Source organism: Corynebacterium sp. HMSC055G02, from assembly GCF_001809065.1.
Lineage (GTDB): Bacteria > Actinomycetota > Actinomycetes > Mycobacteriales > Mycobacteriaceae > Corynebacterium > Corynebacterium jeikeium_D.
In genome coordinates this window covers 30,926-50,413 of sequence record NZ_KV795650.1, presented here as the reverse complement: position 1 = coordinate 50,413, position 19,488 = coordinate 30,926, and the positions used below count along the sequence as shown (strand labels likewise).

Genomic DNA, 19,488 nt, shown 5'->3' with positions numbered 1-19,488 from the left:
GTGCCGCCTTAGCTCAGTCGGTAGAGCGTCTCACTCGTAATGAGAAGGTCGCGAGTTCGATTCTCGCAGGCGGCTCGGTTTGAAACGGGATCCTTGGAAAAGGGTCCCGTTTTTTATTTTTTGGATCGGTCAAACATGAGGAGAGCGAATCCGGCGGCAAGCCGACGTGCGGTGATTCCCCGAAACGAATGGGGGCGGAAATCTCGGAGCCGGGGACTCTCAATCGAGTGTTTGCTACTGTTACTCAGCACATGGCAGGTACGCAGATACTAGGAGAACGCACGATGCGACAGCCCGGACACCAGCGATTAGTAGTGCGACCATCAGCGGGACGACTAGCTGCGGTTTTGGCGGCCGCGGCAATCATGCCTGCCGGTCTTGTGGCCTGCACCATCGACACGGAGGCTTCCAGAGCAGGAAGCGCTCAGCAAGCTGCCTCGGCGGAAACTCAAACGTCCTTGGCAGCTGAAGAAGAGGCCATGCAGATGCCGAACCCCACTCCGCCGAATGAGGAGTTTGCAATGCCTGATTCGGCTAACCCCGACGCAGTCGCTCCGGGCGACGCGCCACAACAGCAAGCTAATCGCGCTACTTCGCGTGCCGACGGCTCCAGCGCTGTAGCCGGCAAGGTCATCTACCTCGACCCTGGGCACGCCGGCACCCCACCACCTGCTGACCTGATGGTCACTGACGGTCGTGGTGGCCAAAAGCCGTGTAATACCTCCGGCACCGCTTCCAACGACGGCTTCCCGGAGCACGAGTTCAATTGGCTGATGGCGCAGGAAATCAAGCAGCTGCTCGAACAGCGCGGTGCTCAGGTGCTACTCAGCCGCGAGGATGACGCAGGTCGTGCAGATTGCATCGATGCCCGTGCAGAGAAGGAAAATGCCTCCAACGCCGATGCCGTGGTGAGTCTCCACGCTGACGGCGCTGGAGAGGGCAACCGCGGATTCCATGTGTCGGCGATTTCTCAGCCACTCGCCAATAATGACGAGCAGGGCTCTACCGCGCTGGCAACCGCCCTGCGCGATGCTTTCGTGTCAGCCGGTTTTGCTCCATCCAACTATCTCGGCAGCGAGGGGCTGAATCCACGCGCGGATCTCACTGGACTCAACCTATCGACGAAGCCAAAGGCACTGGTCGAATACGGCAACATGCGCGATAGCAGCGACATTGCCCTCTTGACTTCCAGCGAAGGCCGTCAGCGCTTGGCAGAGGCCACTGTGGCTGGGTTGGAAGGTTTCTTGGCGCAGTAGCCAACCGGCCAACCCGCTAAATAGCCGGGTTGGCCTTAGCCTTCGGCGTCATCGCTTCGTAAGGCTCCATCATGGGGATATCCAGCATGGTGCTGGGGACACCAAAGGCATCGACAAGTACCTCAGACCAGGGACCAAGGGAATCAACCAGATCGGCCAAGCCCGCTCGCGCGCCCTTGGTGCGAGTACCGGTGAGCAGTGACTGCTCCAAGAACCAGCCGGCGTTATCGCAGACAACCGACAAGAAGAACACATCACGAACCTGCTCGAGCACTTCTTGAGAGCGCTCGTCTGTGATCGTGGATTCGGCTTCGAAGAACGCTTCCAGGATCATGCGATCGATATGCGCCCACGCGCAGGAAATCATGTGGTCCTGGACCTTGTCCACCAGCCTCGCGGCCTTTTCAACAGGCAGTTTCCGCGCCGGGCGCAGCCTGCGAGCAAGGGACTTGAGAAGTCGGTTCTCGCGCTCGATAAGTAGCTGCATCTGGCTGGCGGGGTCAAAGAGCGAGGACTCATCAGCGTCAGTCAGCGCATCCAAGAGGTTCTGGACGACGGCATCTGCACCGGTGCGACGGCGCAATATGCCACTGAAATTGTCGAGGCCGAAGCGCACCATCTCCAGGTTGGAAAAACTCTGCACCTCCCGGGCAAAACCGCCCAAGAGTTCCTTGGTGACCAGCTGCAACATCACCACGTTGTCGCCCTCAAAAGTGGTGAATACGTCAGAGTCTTCTTTGAGAATGGTCAACAGGTTCTCTGCCATGTAGCCGGCTCCACCGGTGGCCTCACGCATCTCCTGGATGGCGTCGGTGGCATGTGCGGTGTTGGCGACCTTCAATGCGGCGGCATGCGCCTCCACTTCACGCAAATCGCGAGCCTGCTCCGGGGTGAGATTCGCACGGTCCAGCCCCTCCGCTTCGAGGTCGTGAATCCGCTTGATTAGCAGGTTGGTGGCAAATTGCAGACCGTACGAACGCGCAATGCGGGGGAGTAGTCGGATTCGGTGTTGGCGGTGCTCAATGAGCTTCTTTTCCGGCAGCGAATCGTCGGGAGCAAATTGGCGCCGCAAGTGTGCGTACTTGGTGCCGATGGTCAATGCGGTGCGGGTTGCCGCACCAGCGGCCGCACCGACTGTCACGCGGCCGCGCACGAGGGCACCGAGCATTGTGAAAAACCGTGCATTGGGGCTGTCAATATCGCTGCTGTACTCGCCAGTGGCCGAGACATCTGCAAAACGGTTAAGCAGGTTCTCCCGCGGCACGCGGTAGTGATCGAACATGAGAGTGCCGTTGTCCACGCCCAAGAGGCCGCCCTTGGTGCCGTGGTCGCCGATAGCAACTCCGTCGACAGGCGAACCATCATCATTGCGGATTCGAGCGACAATGCAGTGCACACCATGGGATTCTTCCTGCCCTGGTGTGTAGAGCTGGCAAAAGACCGCAGCCCAGCGCCCATCGCGCGCGGCATTGCCCAAAAACCACTTCTCAGAGGAAGCCGTAGGGGAATTGAGGATGAATTCTTCCGTCTCGGGGTCGTAGTGCGCCGTGGTCTCGAGTGATTGGACGTCCGAGCCGTGGCCGCGCTCGGTCATCGCAAAGCAGCCGAGAGCCCGCAGCTCAATGAGGTCACGCACCAACTCGCCGTGACGCTCAGTTCCCAAGTTGCTGACAGCGCCGCCGAAAAGGCCCCACTGCACTCCGGACTTCACCATCAACGACAAGTCGGTGTGGCCAAGCATTTCAATCCCGGTGAGAGTGCCACCGGTATCTCCTGTGCCGCCCTGGTCAGTGCGGAAAGCCCCATAGGGCATGCCGGTCTTAAGCACCTTGGACAGTGACTCGGTGGTGTGCTGCCTGGCCTCCTCCACGGTCAGCCCAGAGGTGGGCCGCAGGGAGGGGTCTTCTAGAAGGACGCGGACATCAGCGCGCGCCTCGGGGAAATAGCCGTCCAGGGCCTTTTGCAGTGCACCTGCCACTTCCGGTTCAGGACGGGAGGGGAGCGTCTTCGGACCATCGGTCGAGCGACGGCGGGGGATTCGCGTGGAGCTGGAAGAAGTCTGTGCCATAACCCAACGTTAATGGGATATCTGGGGCTTGTCAGCCGCTTTCGACTGAGAAACTCATGAGGAAATCGGGGCCACGGGTCGGAAACAAGCTACCGGGATAGAACGAAGGCGGAAACGCAAAAGCCGTCGTCAAGCAAATACTGCGTTGTGCAGTGCTTGACGACGGCTCGCGTAATCAGACCCTCGGTGGGGCAGACCCCCTAGCTGTGGGAACTAGACGCGCGACTTAACTTCGTCGAGGTTAGTTTCCGGGTGCTCGATGAGGTCTCGGTCTTCAAGACCCTTCGGCAGCAGGAACAGGGCAATCAGTGCCGGGATAGCCATGGCCATCAGGTAGATGGAGATGTAGAACGGGTTACCGGTGGCGTCCATGATCATCTGGGCAATCATCGGTGCGAATGCACCACCCAGGACAGCGCCGATGGCGTAAGCGATGGAAGCGCCGGAGTAGCGAACCTCAGCCGGGAACATCTCGGAGTACATGGCCGGCTGCGGGCCGAAGGTCAGTGCCAGCGGCAGAGTGAGGACTGCGACGGTCATGACGTAGAGGAACGGGCCCTTATCCAGGAGGCTCCACATGACGGCTTCCCAAATCATGATTAGGACGTAGCCGATGATGAAGGTCTTTGCGCGGCCGATACGGTCGGACCAAGCGCCGGCCATGAACATGAAGATGGTCCAGCAGATACCGGCGACGAGAGTGCCTGTCCAAGCGACGGTTGCGGGGTAGCCCAGTGTCTTCTGTGCGTAAGCGCCGAAGAATGCGATCACGAGGTAACCGGTGGCCTGCTGAGCAGCGAAGATCAGGGCGCCCTGGATAACCTTGCCCCAGTGGTTGCGGAAGAGCTCCGGCAGCGGAGCGGAGCGCTCAGCAGACTCAGCCTGCATAGCCTGGAAGACCGGGGACTCATCGACGGTGCGACGAATCATGTAACCAATCAGAACCAGGATGAAGGACAGCAGGAATGGCACACGCCAACCCCAGTCCATGTAGGCTTCCTCGCCGATGATAGCCATAACAATCAGCATGGTGCCGGTAGCCAGGGTCAGCCCCAGCGGAACACCGGCCTGCGGGAATGCGCCGTAGATACCGCGCTTTTCCTTCGGTGCGTACTCCACGGACATCAGGGCCGCACCGCCCCATTCGCCACCCGCGGAAAGGCCCTGGAAGATACGGAGCAGAACCAGCAGGATAGGTGCAGCGATGCCGATTGACTCATAAGTCGGCAGCAGACCGATACAGAAAGTAGCTGCACCCATGCCGATGAGGGTGAAGACCAGAATCATCTTGCGGCCGTAGCGGTCACCGATATGGCCGGCGACGATAGCGCCAAGCGGGCGGAAGAGGAAGGAAATACCCAGGGTTGCCCAGGCGAGCACCTGAGCGACCTGTGGGTTCGACTTCGCAGCCGGCTCGATGAAGTGCGGAGCGAGCACGATAGCTGCGGCCTGAGCGTAAATCAGGAAGTCATAAAACTCGATGGTCGTACCCACGAGAGTTCCCGTGAGCACCTTGCGGCGCTGCTTGGGATCATTCGCGATGATCGAAGTAGTCATAAAACAACAAGACTTTCTTTACATACCCGTCCGCACGGCCATCGAGGACCTTGGTGATTTCAGCGGTCGTGCAGAAATCGCCCCAGGTTTTTCTCAGCCAGCGTTTGGGGAATGGACAGATTGTTTGACGGTGTCGAATTCTTACACAGCCAGACCGGTAGCGACCAGCGTTTGAACTTCAGCGAGCGACGACAAAAAGTGGGCAACGGGGGTAATGGGGGTTGGTGAATGGCGGTAGATTTCCTTTGTTTGTGACCGAATTCATTTTCTAGATGTCTGAAAAAGGTGGAATCGGGGGTATGTAAAGGGTGTGGAATGGATGCTGCTTAACGATGGGCCGTTTCCGGCCTGATGTGCGCGAGCTGATGGCCGTTTGTGCGTGAGACTGTCTTAAATAGGGGAAATCTGCGTTTTATGGCTGTTCGGCTACCCCCACATTGAACTAATTTGTAATTATATAATCAGAAGTTGTGTGAATAGTGCGGCGAAAGTGGCGCAAGATACGAAAGAAGTAACGGAACAATAACGATGTAGTGTCGAAAAGGTCATTGCCCCCGGATGGGGCAGGGATGCAAGGTCGGCAACATGCCACCCCGAGACGGGGGTGTGAGCCCCAGGTTTCAGGGGCATTTGTGCCGAGACCAACCCGAGGTGACCAAACTGGGCACGCCACCGCATTAGCCACCACTCCACTAGTCGCCACAGCACTAACCGACTCAGTTGCCCCGCCCCGCCTGCTCAACTATCTCGGCACACCTCTTGTGGTTAGCTCCGGTGGCTTAAAATCTGCACCATTGTGCGTAAGGCGCTGGGGACCGTCGTAAAGTAAACGACATGTCTTCTCACGCAGGAACTAACGGCAATGAAAATGAGGTACCTCACGGCAGGGCCAAATCCAATAAAGGCACGCCGTTGTGGCTGCTCGCCGCAATTGCAGTTTTCGCCGTCGCGTGGGGTGGCAATGAATTCACACCGCTGATGGTGATGTACCGCGAAAACGCTGACCTGGCGCCGGTGTTCATTGACCTTCTATTGCTGGTCTACGCTCTCGGCATCGCGCCGGCACTGCTGATTTCTGGCCCAATCTCGGACCGTATCGGCCGTAAGCCGGTGATGCTCGCCGCGCCGGTGCTCTCGATTCTGGGCTCGACTCTCATCGCGCTGGGCGAGACCATCGCCCCGCTCATCCTCGCTGGTCGTTTTATCTCGGGCTTGGCAGTCGGCATTGTCATGGCCGTGGGCGGCTCGTGGGTAAAGGAGCTTTCCGATCCACGCTTTGACCCCAAGGCCACTTCCACCTCGGGCGCGAAGCGTCAGTCCATGGCGTTGACCTTGGGATTTGGCCTGGGTGCGGGTATTGCCGGCACGTTGGCGCAGTTCGCACCGCTGCCGGGGCAGTTGGCTTATATCATCCACATCCTGATTTCCATCCCGACAATCTTCGGTCTTGTGGCTGTGCCGGAGACCCGCCAGTCGCCGCACCTGGGCGGCAGCAACGCTCCGCACGAAAGCGTCTGGGAGTCCCTACACACCCCTTCGGTAACTAACCGTCGCTTCCTGCTCGTCGCCGCGATGGGAGCGCCGTGGGTCTTCGGTGCAGCCGGTGTTGCCTACGCAATCATTCCTTCGCTGCTTCAGGACCACGTCTCCCAGCCAGTGTTCTACTCCGCGATGGTCACACTGTTTGCGCTGCTCTGTGGTTTTGGCATTCAGCAGATTGGTCCACGCTTTGTAACCGAGCACAACGCCCGCGGCTCGCTGATCGCAATGGGCATTGTGGTTATCGGCATGGGAATGGCCGCATGGATGTCCACCAACCCCACCGCAGTGACGGCGTTTATTGCAGCGCTGGTGCTGGGCACGGGCTACGGCCTGGCCATGTTTACCGGCCTCAACGAGGTACAGCGCATCGCCGGCCCGCGCGACATGGCTGGGCTGACCGGTATCTTCTACTGCCTGACTTACATCGGCTTCGCATTCCCAGCAATTCTGACCAAGCTCTCCGAGTCCATCTCCTGGATGACCTACCCGTTCATGCTCGGTGGCGGTATGGTCATCGCCATCCTGATGGGCTTGGTTATTTTCTTCAATTCCACCGTCAACCTGCCACAGCGCGCTGAGTAATCTCGCATTCCCTGGAAGACTAATCAACCCCGTCAATGTGAGGTTGGCACACGTATAAGCGGCTTTCCTTACTAAGCGCCTATAGTTCTTCCTATGGAGAAGCACAAGAACGAATCACCGGCCACCGCGATCACAGAATCGTCGGCAAGCGCGAAACCGCGTGCGCTGGTGACGGGTGGTGCGGGATTTATCGGTTCGACGCTGGTTGACCGGCTGCTGGCTGAAGGGTACGCAGTCACGGCGCTGGACGATCTCTCCCACGGAAAGCTGGAAAACCTCCAGCAGGCATCGCTTAACGACGACTTTGAGTTCATAACCGCCGATGTGCTGGAGGTGGACTGGGACGAGCTACTCGAGCAAAACCGTCCGGAGGTTATTTTCCACCTCGCAGCGCAGATTGATGTGCGGATTTCCGTGGCCGACCCGGTGCGGGATGCGACGCTGAACATCATTGGCACAATCAAACTTGCCGATGCGGCCCGAAAGCACGGTGTCCGCAAGGTTGTGTTTACATCTTCGGGCGGTTCCATCTACGGCACGCCGGAGGAGCTTCCGGTGTCGGAGAACGTGCCGGTTAATCCGATGAGCCCCTATGCCGCCTCAAAGGCGACGGGCGAACTGTACTTGAATATGTTCCGCAATCTTTATGGGCTCGAATGCTCGCACATCGCGCCGGCGAATGTGTACGGCCCGCGGCAGGATCCGCACGGCGAGGCCGGTGTGGTGGCTATTTTCGCCCAGCGTCTGCTGGCGGGAGAGTCGACCAAGGTGTTCGGCGACGGCGGAAATACCCGCGACTATGTGTATGTCGACGATGTGGTGGATGCTTTCTACCGCGCATCCGGCGAGGTCGGTGGCGGAATGCGCTTCAATATTGGCACCGGTGTCGAAACCTCGGATCGGCAGCTGCACTCGCTGGTGGCACAGGCTGCGGATGCCGAGGATAATCCGGAGTTTGCACCGCCGCGCACTGGTGATGTGGCGCGGTCGGCGTTGGACCCTACGCGGGCGCGTGAGGTACTCGGCTGGGAGCCGGCTATGAGTATTCAGGAGGGCGTTGCCCGTACTGTGGAGTACTTCCGGAATCAGGGCTAGCGCAGCTTAAGCGGGCGGCTTCATGCACTCGCCCGCATAAGTTAGCAGCAAGTCAGCGCAGCTTACTTGCCAGCTTCTTCCATGCGCTTAGCGTGGATGAGAGCCAGCTCGATATTGTCCTCGAACACGTCAAGAGGCTGTGCGCCCGAGACGAACTGCGTACCAACGAGGAAGCCCGGAGTACCGGAAATGCCCAGCATGGAACCGAACTGGGTGGCATTCTCGACCGCCTCGGTCCACTTGCCGTCCTTAAGCTCCTTTTCAAAACGCTTCATGTCCGGCACACCGGCCTCGCGAGCGACGGCAATCAGGTCCTTTTCAGTGAACTCCGGGTGGCCCTGGCCCTTTTCCCCGGCCTTCTTAAACAGCGCACGGGAGAATTCCCAGAACTTGCCCTGAGCTGCCGCGGCACGGCCGGCCTCAGCGTCCTTGATGGCCTTCTCACCATTGATGGCCATATCGTTCCACTCCAGGCGGACCAGTCCCTCATTGACGTACTTTTCCACGAGGGCAGACTCGGTTTCGTTTGCGAACTTCGCGCAGAACGGGCATTCGAAGTCCGAGTAGATTGAGATTACGACCGGCGCATCCACTGCACCGAGAGCAAAAGGATCATTTTCATTGCGGCGGTGGACATTGTCCATATCCTCCGGGGACTTCAGCTGCGCTCCCGCCTTTGGGCCGTAGATGCTGGCGTCGAAAGAGCCATTCGGGCCAGGTACAGGCGCAATTTCCCCCTTGCCTGGTGCAACGCCCGCCATGTTGACGGTGCTCACGCCGTTGAAGCTAGCCGAACGCGAGCCAGCGAAGAAGCCCGCTGCGCCGACAACGATCAATGCGACGACAGCTAGCGCCCATGCGGCGTTCGGAATCGAGTACCACGACTTGGTTTTTCCATCACTGTCGGCAGACCAGGACTCCAAGTCCTGTTCAGTGGGTACCGGCTGAGAAGCCTGCTGGGGTTCCTGCTGTGTCCCCTGCGGCGCTGCGTCTGCCGAGGGCTGCTGCGAATCGCTGCTGTTGTCAGCGGCGGCGTTGTCCTTATTTTCTTCGCTCATGGCTTCTATGGAACCACAGCCTCAGATTCACATGCGCTTAGCGTGCCGATTAGTCGGACGGAGCGTTGTTCTCGACCTTCGTCGCGCTGTCCTTTTGCCTGTTGTTCTGGCTGCCCGAAATCACAATTTCTTCTTCCGGACGCACAGCGGTCTTCAAAGCCACTGCACGAGCCAGTCGCGCGTAGCGTAGCTCCTGTTCGCGGAAGCGAATGTAGGACGACACCGTGGTAAACACGAACGCCAACACCAGTACGTAGAGCAGCAAATCGGTGCCCCGGGTCACACCAATCCAGTTGGCCACCACGGTCAGATCGTCGGGACGCACGATTGCCCACAGGCACGCGATGACGAAAACGACGAATCCCAGTTTCACGCCCGCCTTGGCGCGCGCTTTACGACGGTTAGCGACGAAGTAAGCCACCAGGCCCACCATCGCCAGCAGCAAAATAATTTGAACGATGGATGCGGTCATGGCAGCCTCTTCGAAATCAGGGAGTCGGCAAGGATATTGACACCGTTGAACAAGGATTGCCCTTTGGACATGGAGTATTCCGTGTAGAGGATATCCACCGGCTGCTCAGCGGTACGCCAACCTCTGCTGTCCATGACCTCGACAAATTCGGAGGCATGGCTCATGCCGTTCATGCGCAGGTTCAGTTGCTCTGCCACCGTGCGGTTGAAGGCGCGTAGGCCGTTGTGGGCGTCGGTAAGCCCGAGCCGGCGCGTGCGTGGTGACAACATGACCACCGTCTTGAGGACAATTCGCTTAATCAGCGGCACCTGGTCATCCTCGGCGCGAGGGCGGCCGAAACGGGTTCCCACAATGATGTCGATTGGTTCGGTGCGCAGTCGCTGCACCATAGCGACGACGTCCTTGACCTGGTGCTGGCCATCGGCGTCGAAGGTGACAAAGTACTTCGATCCAGCCTGCGCGCGAGCGTATTCCACGCCGGTCTGGATAGCGGCACCTTGACCCAAATTGACAGGGTGGTTGACCAGGTGAGCGCCGGCCCTGTGGATCTCCAGGCTGGAGTTATCCGAAGAGCCGTCGTTGACCGCGACAATGTTGGGGAAGGTCTCGCGAGCGTGCTCGAGAACCTCACGAATAACCTGGCCCTCGTTGTAGCACGGCACAATCAGCCAGGTGTCCGAGAAATCCATGTTGTCAGTCATCGCTCCGAAGCCTACCGCACAAACAATCGTCGATATGCGCGTGACATGAGCTGAGTTGGCAAAAGTCGGAAAAGTGTCCGCACCGCCAAGTTAAATACCGCCCGCGGCCGGGAAATCAGTCCCTCAGCTACCAGCGTGCGCTGGAGCTGGCGTTCACCGCGGATGATGCCGCGCGAGGTTCGTCGCTCGAACATGCCGTCGGCGCGGAAGTACACCAGCGGCTCGGGCAGATTCTTAAACTTCGCGCCGGCGGCCATGAGGCGCACCCAGAGGTCATAGTCCTCCATCAGACGGATGTCGCGATATCCGCCGACCTCACGCACCTTCGCCGTGCGCAGCATCGAGGAGGGGTTATTTACAGGCGAATTGATCTTGATATAACGCGCAATCTCGGCGTGCGTCTGCGGCAGAGTCCGCACGCGCACCACATTGTTCGGCGTGCCCTCGAACTCCGCCATTGCACTGCCCAATACATCCAACTCCGGGTCAGCGGTCAGCGCGTCCCACTGCTTTTCAAATCGGTCCGCACGCGCAATATCGTCCGCATCCAGCCGCGCCACCCATGGTGTTTCCACCAGCCGAAGACCCGCCTGCGAAGCCACTCCCGAGCCACCATTTTCCGCACACCGCAGCACTGTCATCTCCGAATGCGCCTGTTCATGCTTGACGACGACCCGGTCGAGTTCCTGCCCAATCGGGCCATCGATGACCACAATGACGTGCGCGGCCGGACGCGTCTGGTTCCACAGCGACTGCAGCGCAGTATCGAGCTGGTCGGGGACGACGCGGTGGTAGACGGTCATGAGAACCGTGAGGTTAGTGATGGTGGACATGTGAGTCTCGAACCTTGGGAGTTGCAGGGAGATATGGACGGTGCTTTTTGGGACGGCATCGGATGCGGGTGGTGTTATTCCACCGCAAAAGCCTCCGATACGGCTGACCTGGCAGCACGTGGGGAAAGTGTGCGCAGCGCAAGCAGGTGAATGGCAACACCTACTGCAGAGCCTACGGCGATAGCCGCGACCGTGCGTACCGACAGGTGCCCAGGGAGGAAAAGAATGGCAACGGCGATCGTGGTCGCAGCCAACCAACCAATCAGATACATATGGTGCTTCTCCACTGCCAAGGTGACCGAGCCGGTAATCATCAACATGGCGGTCAACGTCGCACCGAGCGTCAGCGCCGCGAGCACCGGCCCGGACACGTGATAGCTATCGTCCAGGATGAGAGTCATGATCCACGGGCCGATGAGCCATGCCAGGCCCGCCCCGAAGGTGCCGAAAGCAGCCAGCGCCCCCAACGGCTTGGCCAGCGCTGCCAGCACGCCCTCGGAGCGATGCCGGACAAAGCTCACAATGATGGCGTTTTGGAACTTCTCCAAGGGCATGAGCAGCGGAGCGCGGGTCAGCGTTACGGCGTAGGCGATTCCCGCAATGGTCACTGCTGCGGTGAAGTTGTTGGCATGCGGCGGGGTAAGTGACTCGGCTATCCCGGCGCCAGTGGTGACCGCTTCGCCGGCAATCTTGACGATTGTCGGAAAACCTGTGACCAGCACAGCAGATGCGCCGGATGCGCCCATGGCCGTGACCATGAGAGTGATGAAGCGGCGCACCGGGACGTCGGCACGCGCGAACATGACCGAGCGGGTTGCCGGGGAAAACAGCGCGAGAATAAGCCAACTGACAGTGCCGAACACCGTGATAATCAGCCAGGCCAGCAGGCCCCAGCCGAAGTACCAGGCGATGAGTGCCAGAGCCACGCGCACGAGAATGTCAATCATGATTAGCGCGGCGTAGGGGCCCCACAGTTGGCGGCCGCTGAGCAGACCCGAGGTGGTTGCCTGCATAGAGTACAGCGCCAGACCAAAAGCCATGAGCAGAATTGCAGTGCCGGCGCCATCCTGCACGACCAGTGGGGCCCACAGCGGACCCGTCACTGCCATGGTGACGAAAGTAACTGCGGCGACGCCCAGGGACACTGTGATGGGACGAGCACCGAGAGTTTGACCCGCTTCCGAGGCTTCCTGCTCCTGGCTCTGCCCCTGCTCTCGATCCCGCTCCCGCGATTCCGCAGCACCGATTGCGCGCGTGGTCTCCTGCATCAGCCCGCCGAGAACACCCGTGAGCGCGAAGAAAAGCCCCCAGAACGCCACGAACTGCAGGTTTACCGCATTGGGAAGTGCGCGGGCCGAGATAATCAGCACCGCGAAGCTGCCTATCGCCGCGACAATCGTGGCCAGCGACAACCATTTGAAACCGGACATTGACGTGCCTCTAGCTCTCTAGTCCTTGGCCTTCGAGTAGCCGAGCTTTTCAAACTGAGCGGCCAGTTCCTCATCCACGATTGGAGCACCATTATCGTCGATGCCCTGGTCAGCAGGGGAGCGCGTCGGATCAGTGGGGAAGTCCGGCAAGGAGCTGCGTGACAGCCAGGAGTCAAAGATGACATCCAGGTGCGAGGTGGTGATGCCACGCTCGCGGCATACACGGTTGGCCAGTGCGCGGAAGTCCACTGCATCGACCACACTGTGGCGGTTGGTGGTGGTCCACTTGTGCACCAGGTCGAAGAACACCTCGTCGCCCAGCAGCAGACGCAGAGCGTGCACAGTCAGCGCGCCGCGCTTGTACAGACGGTCGTCGAACATCAGCTTGGGCCCTGGGTTGGCGATGACGATGTCCTGATCATCTTCAAGCAGGTCCAGGTAGTGCTTGCGGGCGTGCACATCCGCGCTGGCACCGCCGCTGACCTCGGACCACACCCACTCGGAATAGCAGGCAAAACCCTCGTTGAGCCAGATATCGCGCCACTGCGAAATGCCGACACTGTTGCCGAACCACTGGTGCGACAACTCGTGGGCAATCAGTCGATTCCACGTGTCCTTGCCGTCGGCGTGGTTGGCTCCGAAGATGGACAGACCCTGTGCCTCGATGGGGATCTCCAGGTCGTCTTCACAAATGACCACCTGGTAGGCACGGAAGGGGTAAGGGCCAAAGAGCTTGGCGAATTCATCGAGCATGCGTCCCTGGTCGCGGAAGTCGTGGCGGGCATTTGCCACCAACTCAGAGGGCACCCAGGCCACTACGGTCGAGGTCTGGCACGGCAGCTCGACCTTCTTAAACTGGCCGACATTGATGGTGGCCAAGTAGGAGGCCATGGGCTCCTCGGTGACAAACCGCCAGCGGCGGCGCGATCCGCCCACGTTCACCGGAGCGTCGGCAAGCCCTGGTGCGACGACCTCGTAGGGAGCGTCGGTGACCATCGTGAACTCGTAGAACGCCTTGACCTCGGGATCGTCATCGCAGGGGTACCACGACGCCGCGCCCACCGGCTGCGATGCCACGAGTGCGCCGTTTTCCAGTTCCTCCCAGCCAATTTCGCCCCACTTCGAGCGCACCGGACGTGGCGTGCCCGAGTAAGTGACAATCAGCCGCAGCGTTTCGTCGGGAGCCAACTCGCGGTCAAAGGTGACGCGCAGCTTGCGTCCCGAATGGCGCCAGCGCTTTACATCGATTGAGTGTGCCTGCGAATCGGAAATCGCATCCACCGAATCGGCCCCCAGCGCATCCGCAAAGTCGAGCGTGATGTGTGAGGTCCAAGCATTGATTTCGATATGCAGAGTCGCCGTCGCCTTCAGACGATTCGGCCCGACCCGATAATCGAGGTCCAGCTCGTATTTGTTCACCCGGAAACCCAGGTTGAACGCAATACCGGTATAAGGATTATTGAAATCAGCGCTACTCACGGCTGTTACCTTACTTGAGCTTGTTCCACAGCCACGTAGATATGAGTGCCTCGACGAACGCGACCTGCGAATTATCCGCCGCACCGGCGTGGCCTCCTTCGGTATTTTCGTGATAATCCACCGGCTGTCCCGCTTCCTCCAGCAGCCACGCCAGGCTCCTCGCATGTGCCGGGTGGACACGGTCATCCCTGGTAGACGTCGTAATCAACGCTGGTGGGTAGGCGCGCTGCTCTCGCTTGACGACGCGCTGGACCGGCGAATACTGCGCAATCGCAGCCCGCTCGGTGGGGTCGTCCGGGTTTCCATATTCGGCCATCCAGGAGGCTCCCGCGGACAGCTTGTGATAGCGCATCATGTCCGCCAGTGGCACCTGGGACACCACTGCGCCCACCAACTCCGGGTAGGAGGTTAGGCAGACAGCGGTTAGCAACCCGCCGTTGGAGCCGCCACGTACGCCCAGCTGCTCGCGGGTGCAGTAGCCACGTCCAACAAGGTCGCGCAGCACGGCCTGATGATCCTCATAGACCCTCATCCGCTCAGTCTTGACCACCGAGGAGTGCCAGGTCGGACCGAATTCGCCACCGCCACGCAGGTTGGCCTCCACGAAGTAACCGCCGCGCTCGAGCCAGGTCAGGCCACGAATCGCCGAGTACTGCGGGACCAGCGAGACCTCGAAACCGCCGTAGGCGTGCACGAGGGTTGGGGCTGGGTTCGGAGTGGGTGCGTCTGTGGTTGTCTCTGCACTAGCGCCTGCGTCGAAGCGGCCGGTGATGCGATACGGAATCCGCGTGCCATCGGCCGAGGTCGCCCAGTGCTGCCGCGTCTCCATCCCCTCACTGTCGAAGAGCGCCGGAGCACGCCGCACTTCCGTGAGCGGGTTGCCGACTTGCCCGTACCAGAGAGTTGCCGGCTGCGTTGCCGAGGTCGACACCAACCAGATTTCATCGTCGCGTTCAGAGGCCGTATCAATCACGCTCACAGTGGCCTGTGCCGGTAACTCGCCGAAAGCCTCCACCGGCTCCCACGAGCCCTCCCGCAACACGACCAACTTCGTCGCCACATCCTCCAACAGCGTCAACACCAGGAAGTTCTTCGTCCACGCCAGCTGCTGGAACGAGGTGTGCGCATCAGGGGTGAAAATCACCTCCCCCTCACGCGAGCCCGCCAGCCACTTATCGAGCTCCACAACGGCCACGCCACCAGCCGGAATGCCATTGAACTCCGTGCGGGGCATCAGCACCAACCACTGCCGATGGACACTCGTGCGACAGTCCTGCGGCACCTCCAGGATCTGCAGGGAAAAGTCCCCATTCTGCTGCGCCGCCAACTTGCCCGGACGCTCCGCTGCCACGAACCGCTGCGAATTATAAAAATCATGCGCACGCTCGACAAACAGCCGCTCAAAACCCTCCGTCGCGTCGAACCAGCCGCCCACGGCCACATCATCACTGTGGCCCGAGAAAACCACATCCGCGCTTGACGACGGCGTGCCGCGCCGCCACCTACGCACCTGCCGCGGGTAGCCCGAATCCGTCAGTGACCCCGGACCAAAGTCACTGCCAACGAGAATTTCGTCACGACCCAACCAACAGACATCGGACTTCGCCTCCGGGAGGTAGAACGACTCATCCTCGACAAAAATGCAGTTGACGAGGTCAAACTCCCGCACCACAGTGGCATCGGCGCCGCCGCGAGAGAGCAGAATCAACGCGCGGTCATACTCCGGATAGCGGCACACCGTGCCCTTCCAGACCCAGTTTTCTCCCTCGGCTTTCGCCAGCGCATCGAGGTCGATGAGAGTTTCCCACTCGGTCGCCTGCGGATCCTCCTGGCCAGCCAGATAGCTCTGCAACGACGTCCGCCGCCACAGGCCCCGCGGATGCTCGGCATCCCGCCAGAAGTTATAGAGGTACTCGCCGCGCCGCACCGGGTATGCGATCCGGGCATCGGTGTTGAGCGCAGCCAGGATGCGTTGTTCCAGGTTGGTGCGGTCGCTGGTGTCGTCGGCAAGCGAATCGACGCCTGCGACGGTGGCCTCCGACTGCGCGCGGACCCACGCCAGCGCCTGGGAGCCGTCGATATCGTCCAGCCAATCGGGGACAAGGTTAGTGGAGAGGAAGGAGAGATTGTTGCCCAAGTCGGTGTCCGTGTCGGTGCCCATGCCCACCACCGTAGCCGACCGCAGTAGGTAAAACCGGGACTCGCGCGTGAAGTAAAGACAAGTCGTGCGTAGACTTGTGCACGTGGCTGAACATTTTGATCTTGTAGTACTCGGCGGCGGTCCTGGCGGATACGTCGCAGCAATCCGTGCATCCCAGCTGGGCCTGAAGACTGCCGTGGTGGAGAAGCAATACTGGGGCGGTGTCTGCCTCAACGTTGGCTGTATTCCATCCAAGTCTCTGTTGAAGAACGCCGAGGTGGCGCACATTTTCAACCATGAGGCTAAGACCTTCGGTATCTCCGGCGATGTCTCCTTTGACTTCGGTGCCGCACACGCGCGTTCGCGCAAGGTGTCCGCGGGCATCGTCAAGGGTGTTCATTTCCTGATGAAGAAGAACAAGATCACCGAAATCAACGGTTTCGGTGAATTCACTGGCCCGACCTCCATGGCCATCACTGATGGCGATGACAAGGGCAAGGAAATTACCTTCGACAAGGCGATTATTGCAACCGGCTCTGTCGTCCGTTCTCTGCCGGGCGTTGAGGTCGGCGGCAACATCGTTTCCTACGAAGAGCAGATTCTCTCCGACGAGCTGCCGGACTCCATGGTTATCGTCGGCGCTGGCGCCATCGGTATGGAGTTCGCATACGTCTTGGCTAACTACGGCGTGGACGTCACCATCGTCGAGTTCATGGACAACGTTCTGCCGAACGAGGACGCAGACGTCTCCAAGGTTATTGCCAAGGAATACAAGAAGCTGGGCGTCAAGCTCATGACCGGGCACAAGACCACCTCCATCGTGGACAATGGTGACTCGGTTGAGGTCAAGGTCGAGGCCAAGGATGGCGGCGACGAGCAGACTCTGACCGTCGACCGCGTTATGGTCTCCATCGGCTTCGCACCGCGCACCGAGGGCATCGGCCTGGACAAGGCCGGTGTTGAGCTGGGCGAGCGCGGCGAGATTGTCATCGACGAGTACATGCGCACCAACGTCGACAACATCTACGCCATCGGTGACGTCACCATGAAGCTGCAGCTGGCACACGTCGCTGAGGCACAGGGCGTTATCGCAGCTGAGCACATGGCGGGACACGAGACCGAGACCATCCCGGACTACAACATGATGCCGCGCGCAACCTTCTGTAACCCGCAGGTTGGTTCCTTCGGTAAGACCGAGGCGCAGGCCAAGAAGTGGGCAGAGGAGAACGGCCGCGAGATTAAGGTCTCCACCTTCCCGTTCTCTGCAAACGGTAAGGCCCAGGGGCTGGCGGAGCCGGCTGGTTTCGTGAAGCTCATTGCAGATGCCGAATACGGCGAGCTGCTGGGTGGCCATATGGTGGGTGCCAACGTTTCCGAGCTCATGCCGCAGCTGGTTCTGGCTGAGAAGTACGAGCTGACCACTGAGGAAATCGGCCGCGCCGTCCACATTCACCCGACCATGTCCGAGGCTATGAAGGAAGCAGCTGAGGGCGTTATGGGCAAGATGATCAACCTGTAAGAGGTTGTGGCTCTGCCCTGGGGCCAGTTTTCGCTGGTCCTGGCTCAGGTAGATACGAGTTAGTGCTTAAGTTTATGACAGTTTGACCGTGAAAATCGGTGCGAAAGTGTCATAAACTTAAGCACTTTCTTTTTGGGTCTTCCTTTTTTTTGGGGGGGGGGAGCATCCTGCGCGAACCAAGCCCCCGCAAACAGGCCGGCTCCGCGCCCGTCGTAAAGCGAACTAGTACGGCGAGACGGTGGAGCGGTGCATGTTGATGTCGATATCGCGATGGATCGGCGGGAACGCGCGCTGCGGACATGCCTCGCGGGAGCAGACCCTGCAGCCGGCACCGATTGGAGTGGCGGCGTCGAGGTCCGCGAGATCGAGACCATCGGCGTACACGGTGCGCTCAGCGTGACGGGCCTCGCAGCCCAAACCGATGGCAAAAACCTTACCTGGCTTGCCGAAACGTGCCGCGTGATGCTCCACGGTCCGCGAGATCCACATGTACGGCCGACCATCCGGCATGAGCGCGACCTGCCGCATGACCTTGCCGGGGTAGGAGAAAGTCTCGTAGACGTTCCACAGCGGGCAGGTACCGCCCGAATGCGTGAAGTGGAAGCCCGTGGCGGATTGACGTTTGGACATGTTGCCCGCGCGGTCGACGCGCACGAATGTCCACGGGATGCCGCGCAAGCTGGGGCGTTGCATCGTGGACAATCGGTGGCAGATGGTCTCGTAGCCGACACCGTAAGTGCGCGACAACAGCTCGATGTCGTAGCGCTTCGACTCAGCCATCGCATGGAACGACTCATACGGCAGAATCAGCGCCGCCGCGTAATACGTCGCGACTCCGCGCTGCGCCAGCTTCCGCGACTCCTCCGACATGAAATGCCCGGACGCGACGGCCTCGGAAATGGTCTCGCCCTGCTCCAAAAACCCCAGCTCCGTGGCCATGCGGAAGGCCCGCTGTCCCGGCGAGAGGTGCCGCGCGAGGTAGAGCGTCTTCGTCCGCCGATCAAGGCTGTGCTGCACATCGCCTAACGACGATTCCAGCGCAATCCGAATCCCATGGTCGTTGGACAGCCTGTCGGCCAGCACAGAGACCACATCGGTGGTCTCGTCGGTGATGCGCAGCTCGCGGGCCAGCTCCTCAGCGGCGGTGTCGACCGAAGCGATGTAGTTCTGGCGGGCGTAGAAGTAGTCGCGGACCTCCTCATGAGGCATGGTCAGCGCCTGTGAACCGGAGGCGGTGTCGGTGCTGTTGCCGAAGTTGCGCTCCTCGGTGGCCAGAGAGAGTTTGTCCGTGACGTTGCGGTAGCGGCGGTGAATGTCCACCATGATGCGGGCGATATCAGGGTGGTCGCGAACCATTTCCGAGATCTCCTGCAGATCCATGGGAGACTTAGCGATCTCCTTGTCCATTACCACGTCCTGGACCTCAGCGAGGAGGCGGGAGTCGTCATCTCGGGAGAAGAAAGTCGCGTCAACGCCGAATGTGTCCGTGATGCGGAGCAGCACGGGCACAGTCAGCGGGCGGACGTCGTGCTCAATCTGGTTGACGTAACTAGCCGAGAGGCCCAACGCCTGTGCGAGCGCAGCCTGGCTGAGGTCGCGCTCGCGGCGTAGCTGGCGGAGGCGGGATCCGACATAGGTTTTCGACATACTGCCCAGCATATCGCGGGCTTTGCTGAACTTGTGTAGAAAACCGTTGCAACCTTTGCTTACGTGTGTAGGTGCTGAGGTTCTCAGGCACGCTTCACGACGGCCCGGA

Annotated in this window: 14 protein-coding genes and 1 tRNA gene; 5 read left to right on the top strand and 10 right to left on the bottom strand. The window is 60.1% G+C overall.

The annotated features are described in order from the left end of the window. The first annotated feature begins 2 nt into the window (after positions 1-2). Together HMPREF2547_RS04995 and HMPREF2547_RS04990 are read left to right on the top strand one after the other, a co-directional pair. Positions 3-75: transfer RNA gene (locus HMPREF2547_RS04995), tRNA-Thr, on the top strand. A gap of 209 nt (positions 76-284) precedes the next feature. Then, positions 285-1,256, top strand: coding sequence for an N-acetylmuramoyl-L-alanine amidase (locus HMPREF2547_RS04990; protein WP_070604936.1), 972 nt, complete (start codon positions 285-287; stop codon positions 1,254-1,256). A gap of 16 nt (positions 1,257-1,272) precedes the next feature. Here HMPREF2547_RS04990 and HMPREF2547_RS04985 read toward each other — a convergent pair whose 3' ends face one another. Continuing rightward, positions 1,273-3,324, bottom strand: coding sequence for an acyl-CoA dehydrogenase family protein (locus HMPREF2547_RS04985; RefSeq protein ID WP_069359067.1), 2,052 nt, complete (start codon positions 3,322-3,324; stop codon positions 1,273-1,275). A gap of 213 nt (positions 3,325-3,537) precedes the next feature. Continuing rightward, on the bottom strand, positions 3,538-4,881 hold the full coding sequence (locus tag HMPREF2547_RS04980; RefSeq protein WP_048732297.1) for an MFS transporter: 1,344 nt from the start codon (positions 4,879-4,881) through the stop codon (positions 3,538-3,540). A gap of 834 nt (positions 4,882-5,715) precedes the next feature. Here HMPREF2547_RS04980 and HMPREF2547_RS04975 point away from each other — a divergent pair. Beyond that, the gene (locus tag HMPREF2547_RS04975) at positions 5,716-7,005 is read left to right on the top strand and encodes an MFS transporter (protein WP_070604933.1); all 1,290 of its coding nucleotides are present in this window, start codon (positions 5,716-5,718) and stop codon (positions 7,003-7,005) included. Positions 7,006-7,098: 93 nt separating this feature from the next. After that, positions 7,099-8,100: a GDP-mannose 4,6-dehydratase gene (locus HMPREF2547_RS04970; RefSeq protein WP_083296858.1), complete on the top strand. Its 1,002-nt coding sequence runs from the start codon at positions 7,099-7,101 to the stop codon at positions 8,098-8,100. 62 nt (positions 8,101-8,162) lie between these two features. On the opposite strand, the gene HMPREF2547_RS04965 is transcribed toward HMPREF2547_RS04970, so the two are convergent. From HMPREF2547_RS04965 to HMPREF2547_RS04935, 7 genes are all read right to left on the bottom strand, one after another. Further along, on the bottom strand, positions 8,163-9,158 hold the full coding sequence (locus tag HMPREF2547_RS04965) for a DsbA family protein (protein ID WP_070604928.1): 996 nt from the start codon (positions 9,156-9,158) through the stop codon (positions 8,163-8,165). 49 nt (positions 9,159-9,207) lie between these two features. After that, positions 9,208-9,630: a DUF2304 domain-containing protein gene (locus tag HMPREF2547_RS04960; protein ID WP_070604925.1), complete on the bottom strand. Its 423-nt coding sequence runs from the start codon at positions 9,628-9,630 to the stop codon at positions 9,208-9,210. Then, complete coding sequence (locus tag HMPREF2547_RS04955; protein ID WP_038629309.1) at positions 9,627-10,319, bottom strand: glycosyltransferase family 2 protein; 693 nt, start codon at positions 10,317-10,319, stop codon at positions 9,627-9,629. The genes HMPREF2547_RS04960 and HMPREF2547_RS04955 overlap by 4 nt, the downstream gene beginning before the upstream one ends. Before the next feature lie 23 nt (positions 10,320-10,342). Beyond that, positions 10,343-11,164, bottom strand: coding sequence for a glycosyltransferase (locus tag HMPREF2547_RS04950; protein WP_070604922.1), 822 nt, complete (start codon positions 11,162-11,164; stop codon positions 10,343-10,345). Positions 11,165-11,238: 74 nt separating this feature from the next. Beyond that, positions 11,239-12,594: a lipopolysaccharide biosynthesis protein gene (locus HMPREF2547_RS04945; RefSeq protein ID WP_070604918.1), complete on the bottom strand. Its 1,356-nt coding sequence runs from the start codon at positions 12,592-12,594 to the stop codon at positions 11,239-11,241. Positions 12,595-12,612: 18 nt separating this feature from the next. After that, positions 12,613-14,073 carry a M1 family metallopeptidase gene (locus HMPREF2547_RS04940; RefSeq protein ID WP_070604916.1) on the bottom strand — a complete coding sequence of 487 codons (1,461 nt, stop codon included), beginning with the start codon at positions 14,071-14,073 and terminating at the stop codon, positions 12,613-12,615. A 10-nt stretch (positions 14,074-14,083) separates the two neighbouring features. Further along, the gene (locus tag HMPREF2547_RS04935) at positions 14,084-16,234 is read right to left on the bottom strand and encodes a prolyl oligopeptidase family serine peptidase (RefSeq protein WP_070604914.1); all 2,151 of its coding nucleotides are present in this window, start codon (positions 16,232-16,234) and stop codon (positions 14,084-14,086) included. An 82-nt stretch (positions 16,235-16,316) separates the two neighbouring features. Between HMPREF2547_RS04935 and lpdA the strand changes: the two genes are divergently transcribed. Further along, positions 16,317-17,732 carry a dihydrolipoyl dehydrogenase gene (gene lpdA / locus HMPREF2547_RS04930; protein ID WP_049189521.1) on the top strand — a complete coding sequence of 472 codons (1,416 nt, stop codon included), beginning with the start codon at positions 16,317-16,319 and terminating at the stop codon, positions 17,730-17,732. A gap of 222 nt (positions 17,733-17,954) precedes the next feature. On the opposite strand, the gene ramB is transcribed toward lpdA, so the two are convergent. Further along, positions 17,955-19,379: an acetate metabolism transcriptional regulator RamB gene (ramB, locus tag HMPREF2547_RS04925; RefSeq protein ID WP_038629316.1), complete on the bottom strand. Its 1,425-nt coding sequence runs from the start codon at positions 19,377-19,379 to the stop codon at positions 17,955-17,957. Positions 19,380-19,488: the final 109 nt, after the last annotated feature.

What these genes read in the sequence shown, in the direction of transcription:
- HMPREF2547_RS04990 (WP_070604936.1), top strand. Translation starts at nt 285, where the DNA reads ATGCGACAGCCCGGACACCAGCGATTAGTAGTGCGACCATCAGCGGGA.
- HMPREF2547_RS04985 (WP_069359067.1), bottom strand. Translation starts at nt 3,324, where the DNA reads ATGGCACAGACTTCTTCCAGCTCCACGCGAATCCCCCGCCGTCGCTCG.
- HMPREF2547_RS04980 (WP_048732297.1), bottom strand. Translation starts at nt 4,881, where the DNA reads ATGACTACTTCGATCATCGCGAATGATCCCAAGCAGCGCCGCAAGGTG.
- HMPREF2547_RS04975 (WP_070604933.1), top strand. Translation starts at nt 5,716, where the DNA reads ATGTCTTCTCACGCAGGAACTAACGGCAATGAAAATGAGGTACCTCAC.
- HMPREF2547_RS04970 (WP_083296858.1), top strand. Translation starts at nt 7,099, where the DNA reads ATGGAGAAGCACAAGAACGAATCACCGGCCACCGCGATCACAGAATCG.
- HMPREF2547_RS04965 (WP_070604928.1), bottom strand. Translation starts at nt 9,158, where the DNA reads ATGAGCGAAGAAAATAAGGACAACGCCGCCGCTGACAACAGCAGCGAT.
- HMPREF2547_RS04960 (WP_070604925.1), bottom strand. Translation starts at nt 9,630, where the DNA reads ATGACCGCATCCATCGTTCAAATTATTTTGCTGCTGGCGATGGTGGGC.
- HMPREF2547_RS04955 (WP_038629309.1), bottom strand. Translation starts at nt 10,319, where the DNA reads ATGGATTTCTCGGACACCTGGCTGATTGTGCCGTGCTACAACGAGGGC.
- HMPREF2547_RS04950 (WP_070604922.1), bottom strand. Translation starts at nt 11,164, where the DNA reads ATGTCCACCATCACTAACCTCACGGTTCTCATGACCGTCTACCACCGC.
- HMPREF2547_RS04945 (WP_070604918.1), bottom strand. Translation starts at nt 12,594, where the DNA reads ATGTCCGGTTTCAAATGGTTGTCGCTGGCCACGATTGTCGCGGCGATA.
- HMPREF2547_RS04935 (WP_070604914.1), bottom strand. Translation starts at nt 16,234, where the DNA reads ATGGGCACCGACACGGACACCGACTTGGGCAACAATCTCTCCTTCCTC.
- ramB (WP_038629316.1), bottom strand. Translation starts at nt 19,379, where the DNA reads ATGTCGAAAACCTATGTCGGATCCCGCCTCCGCCAGCTACGCCGCGAG.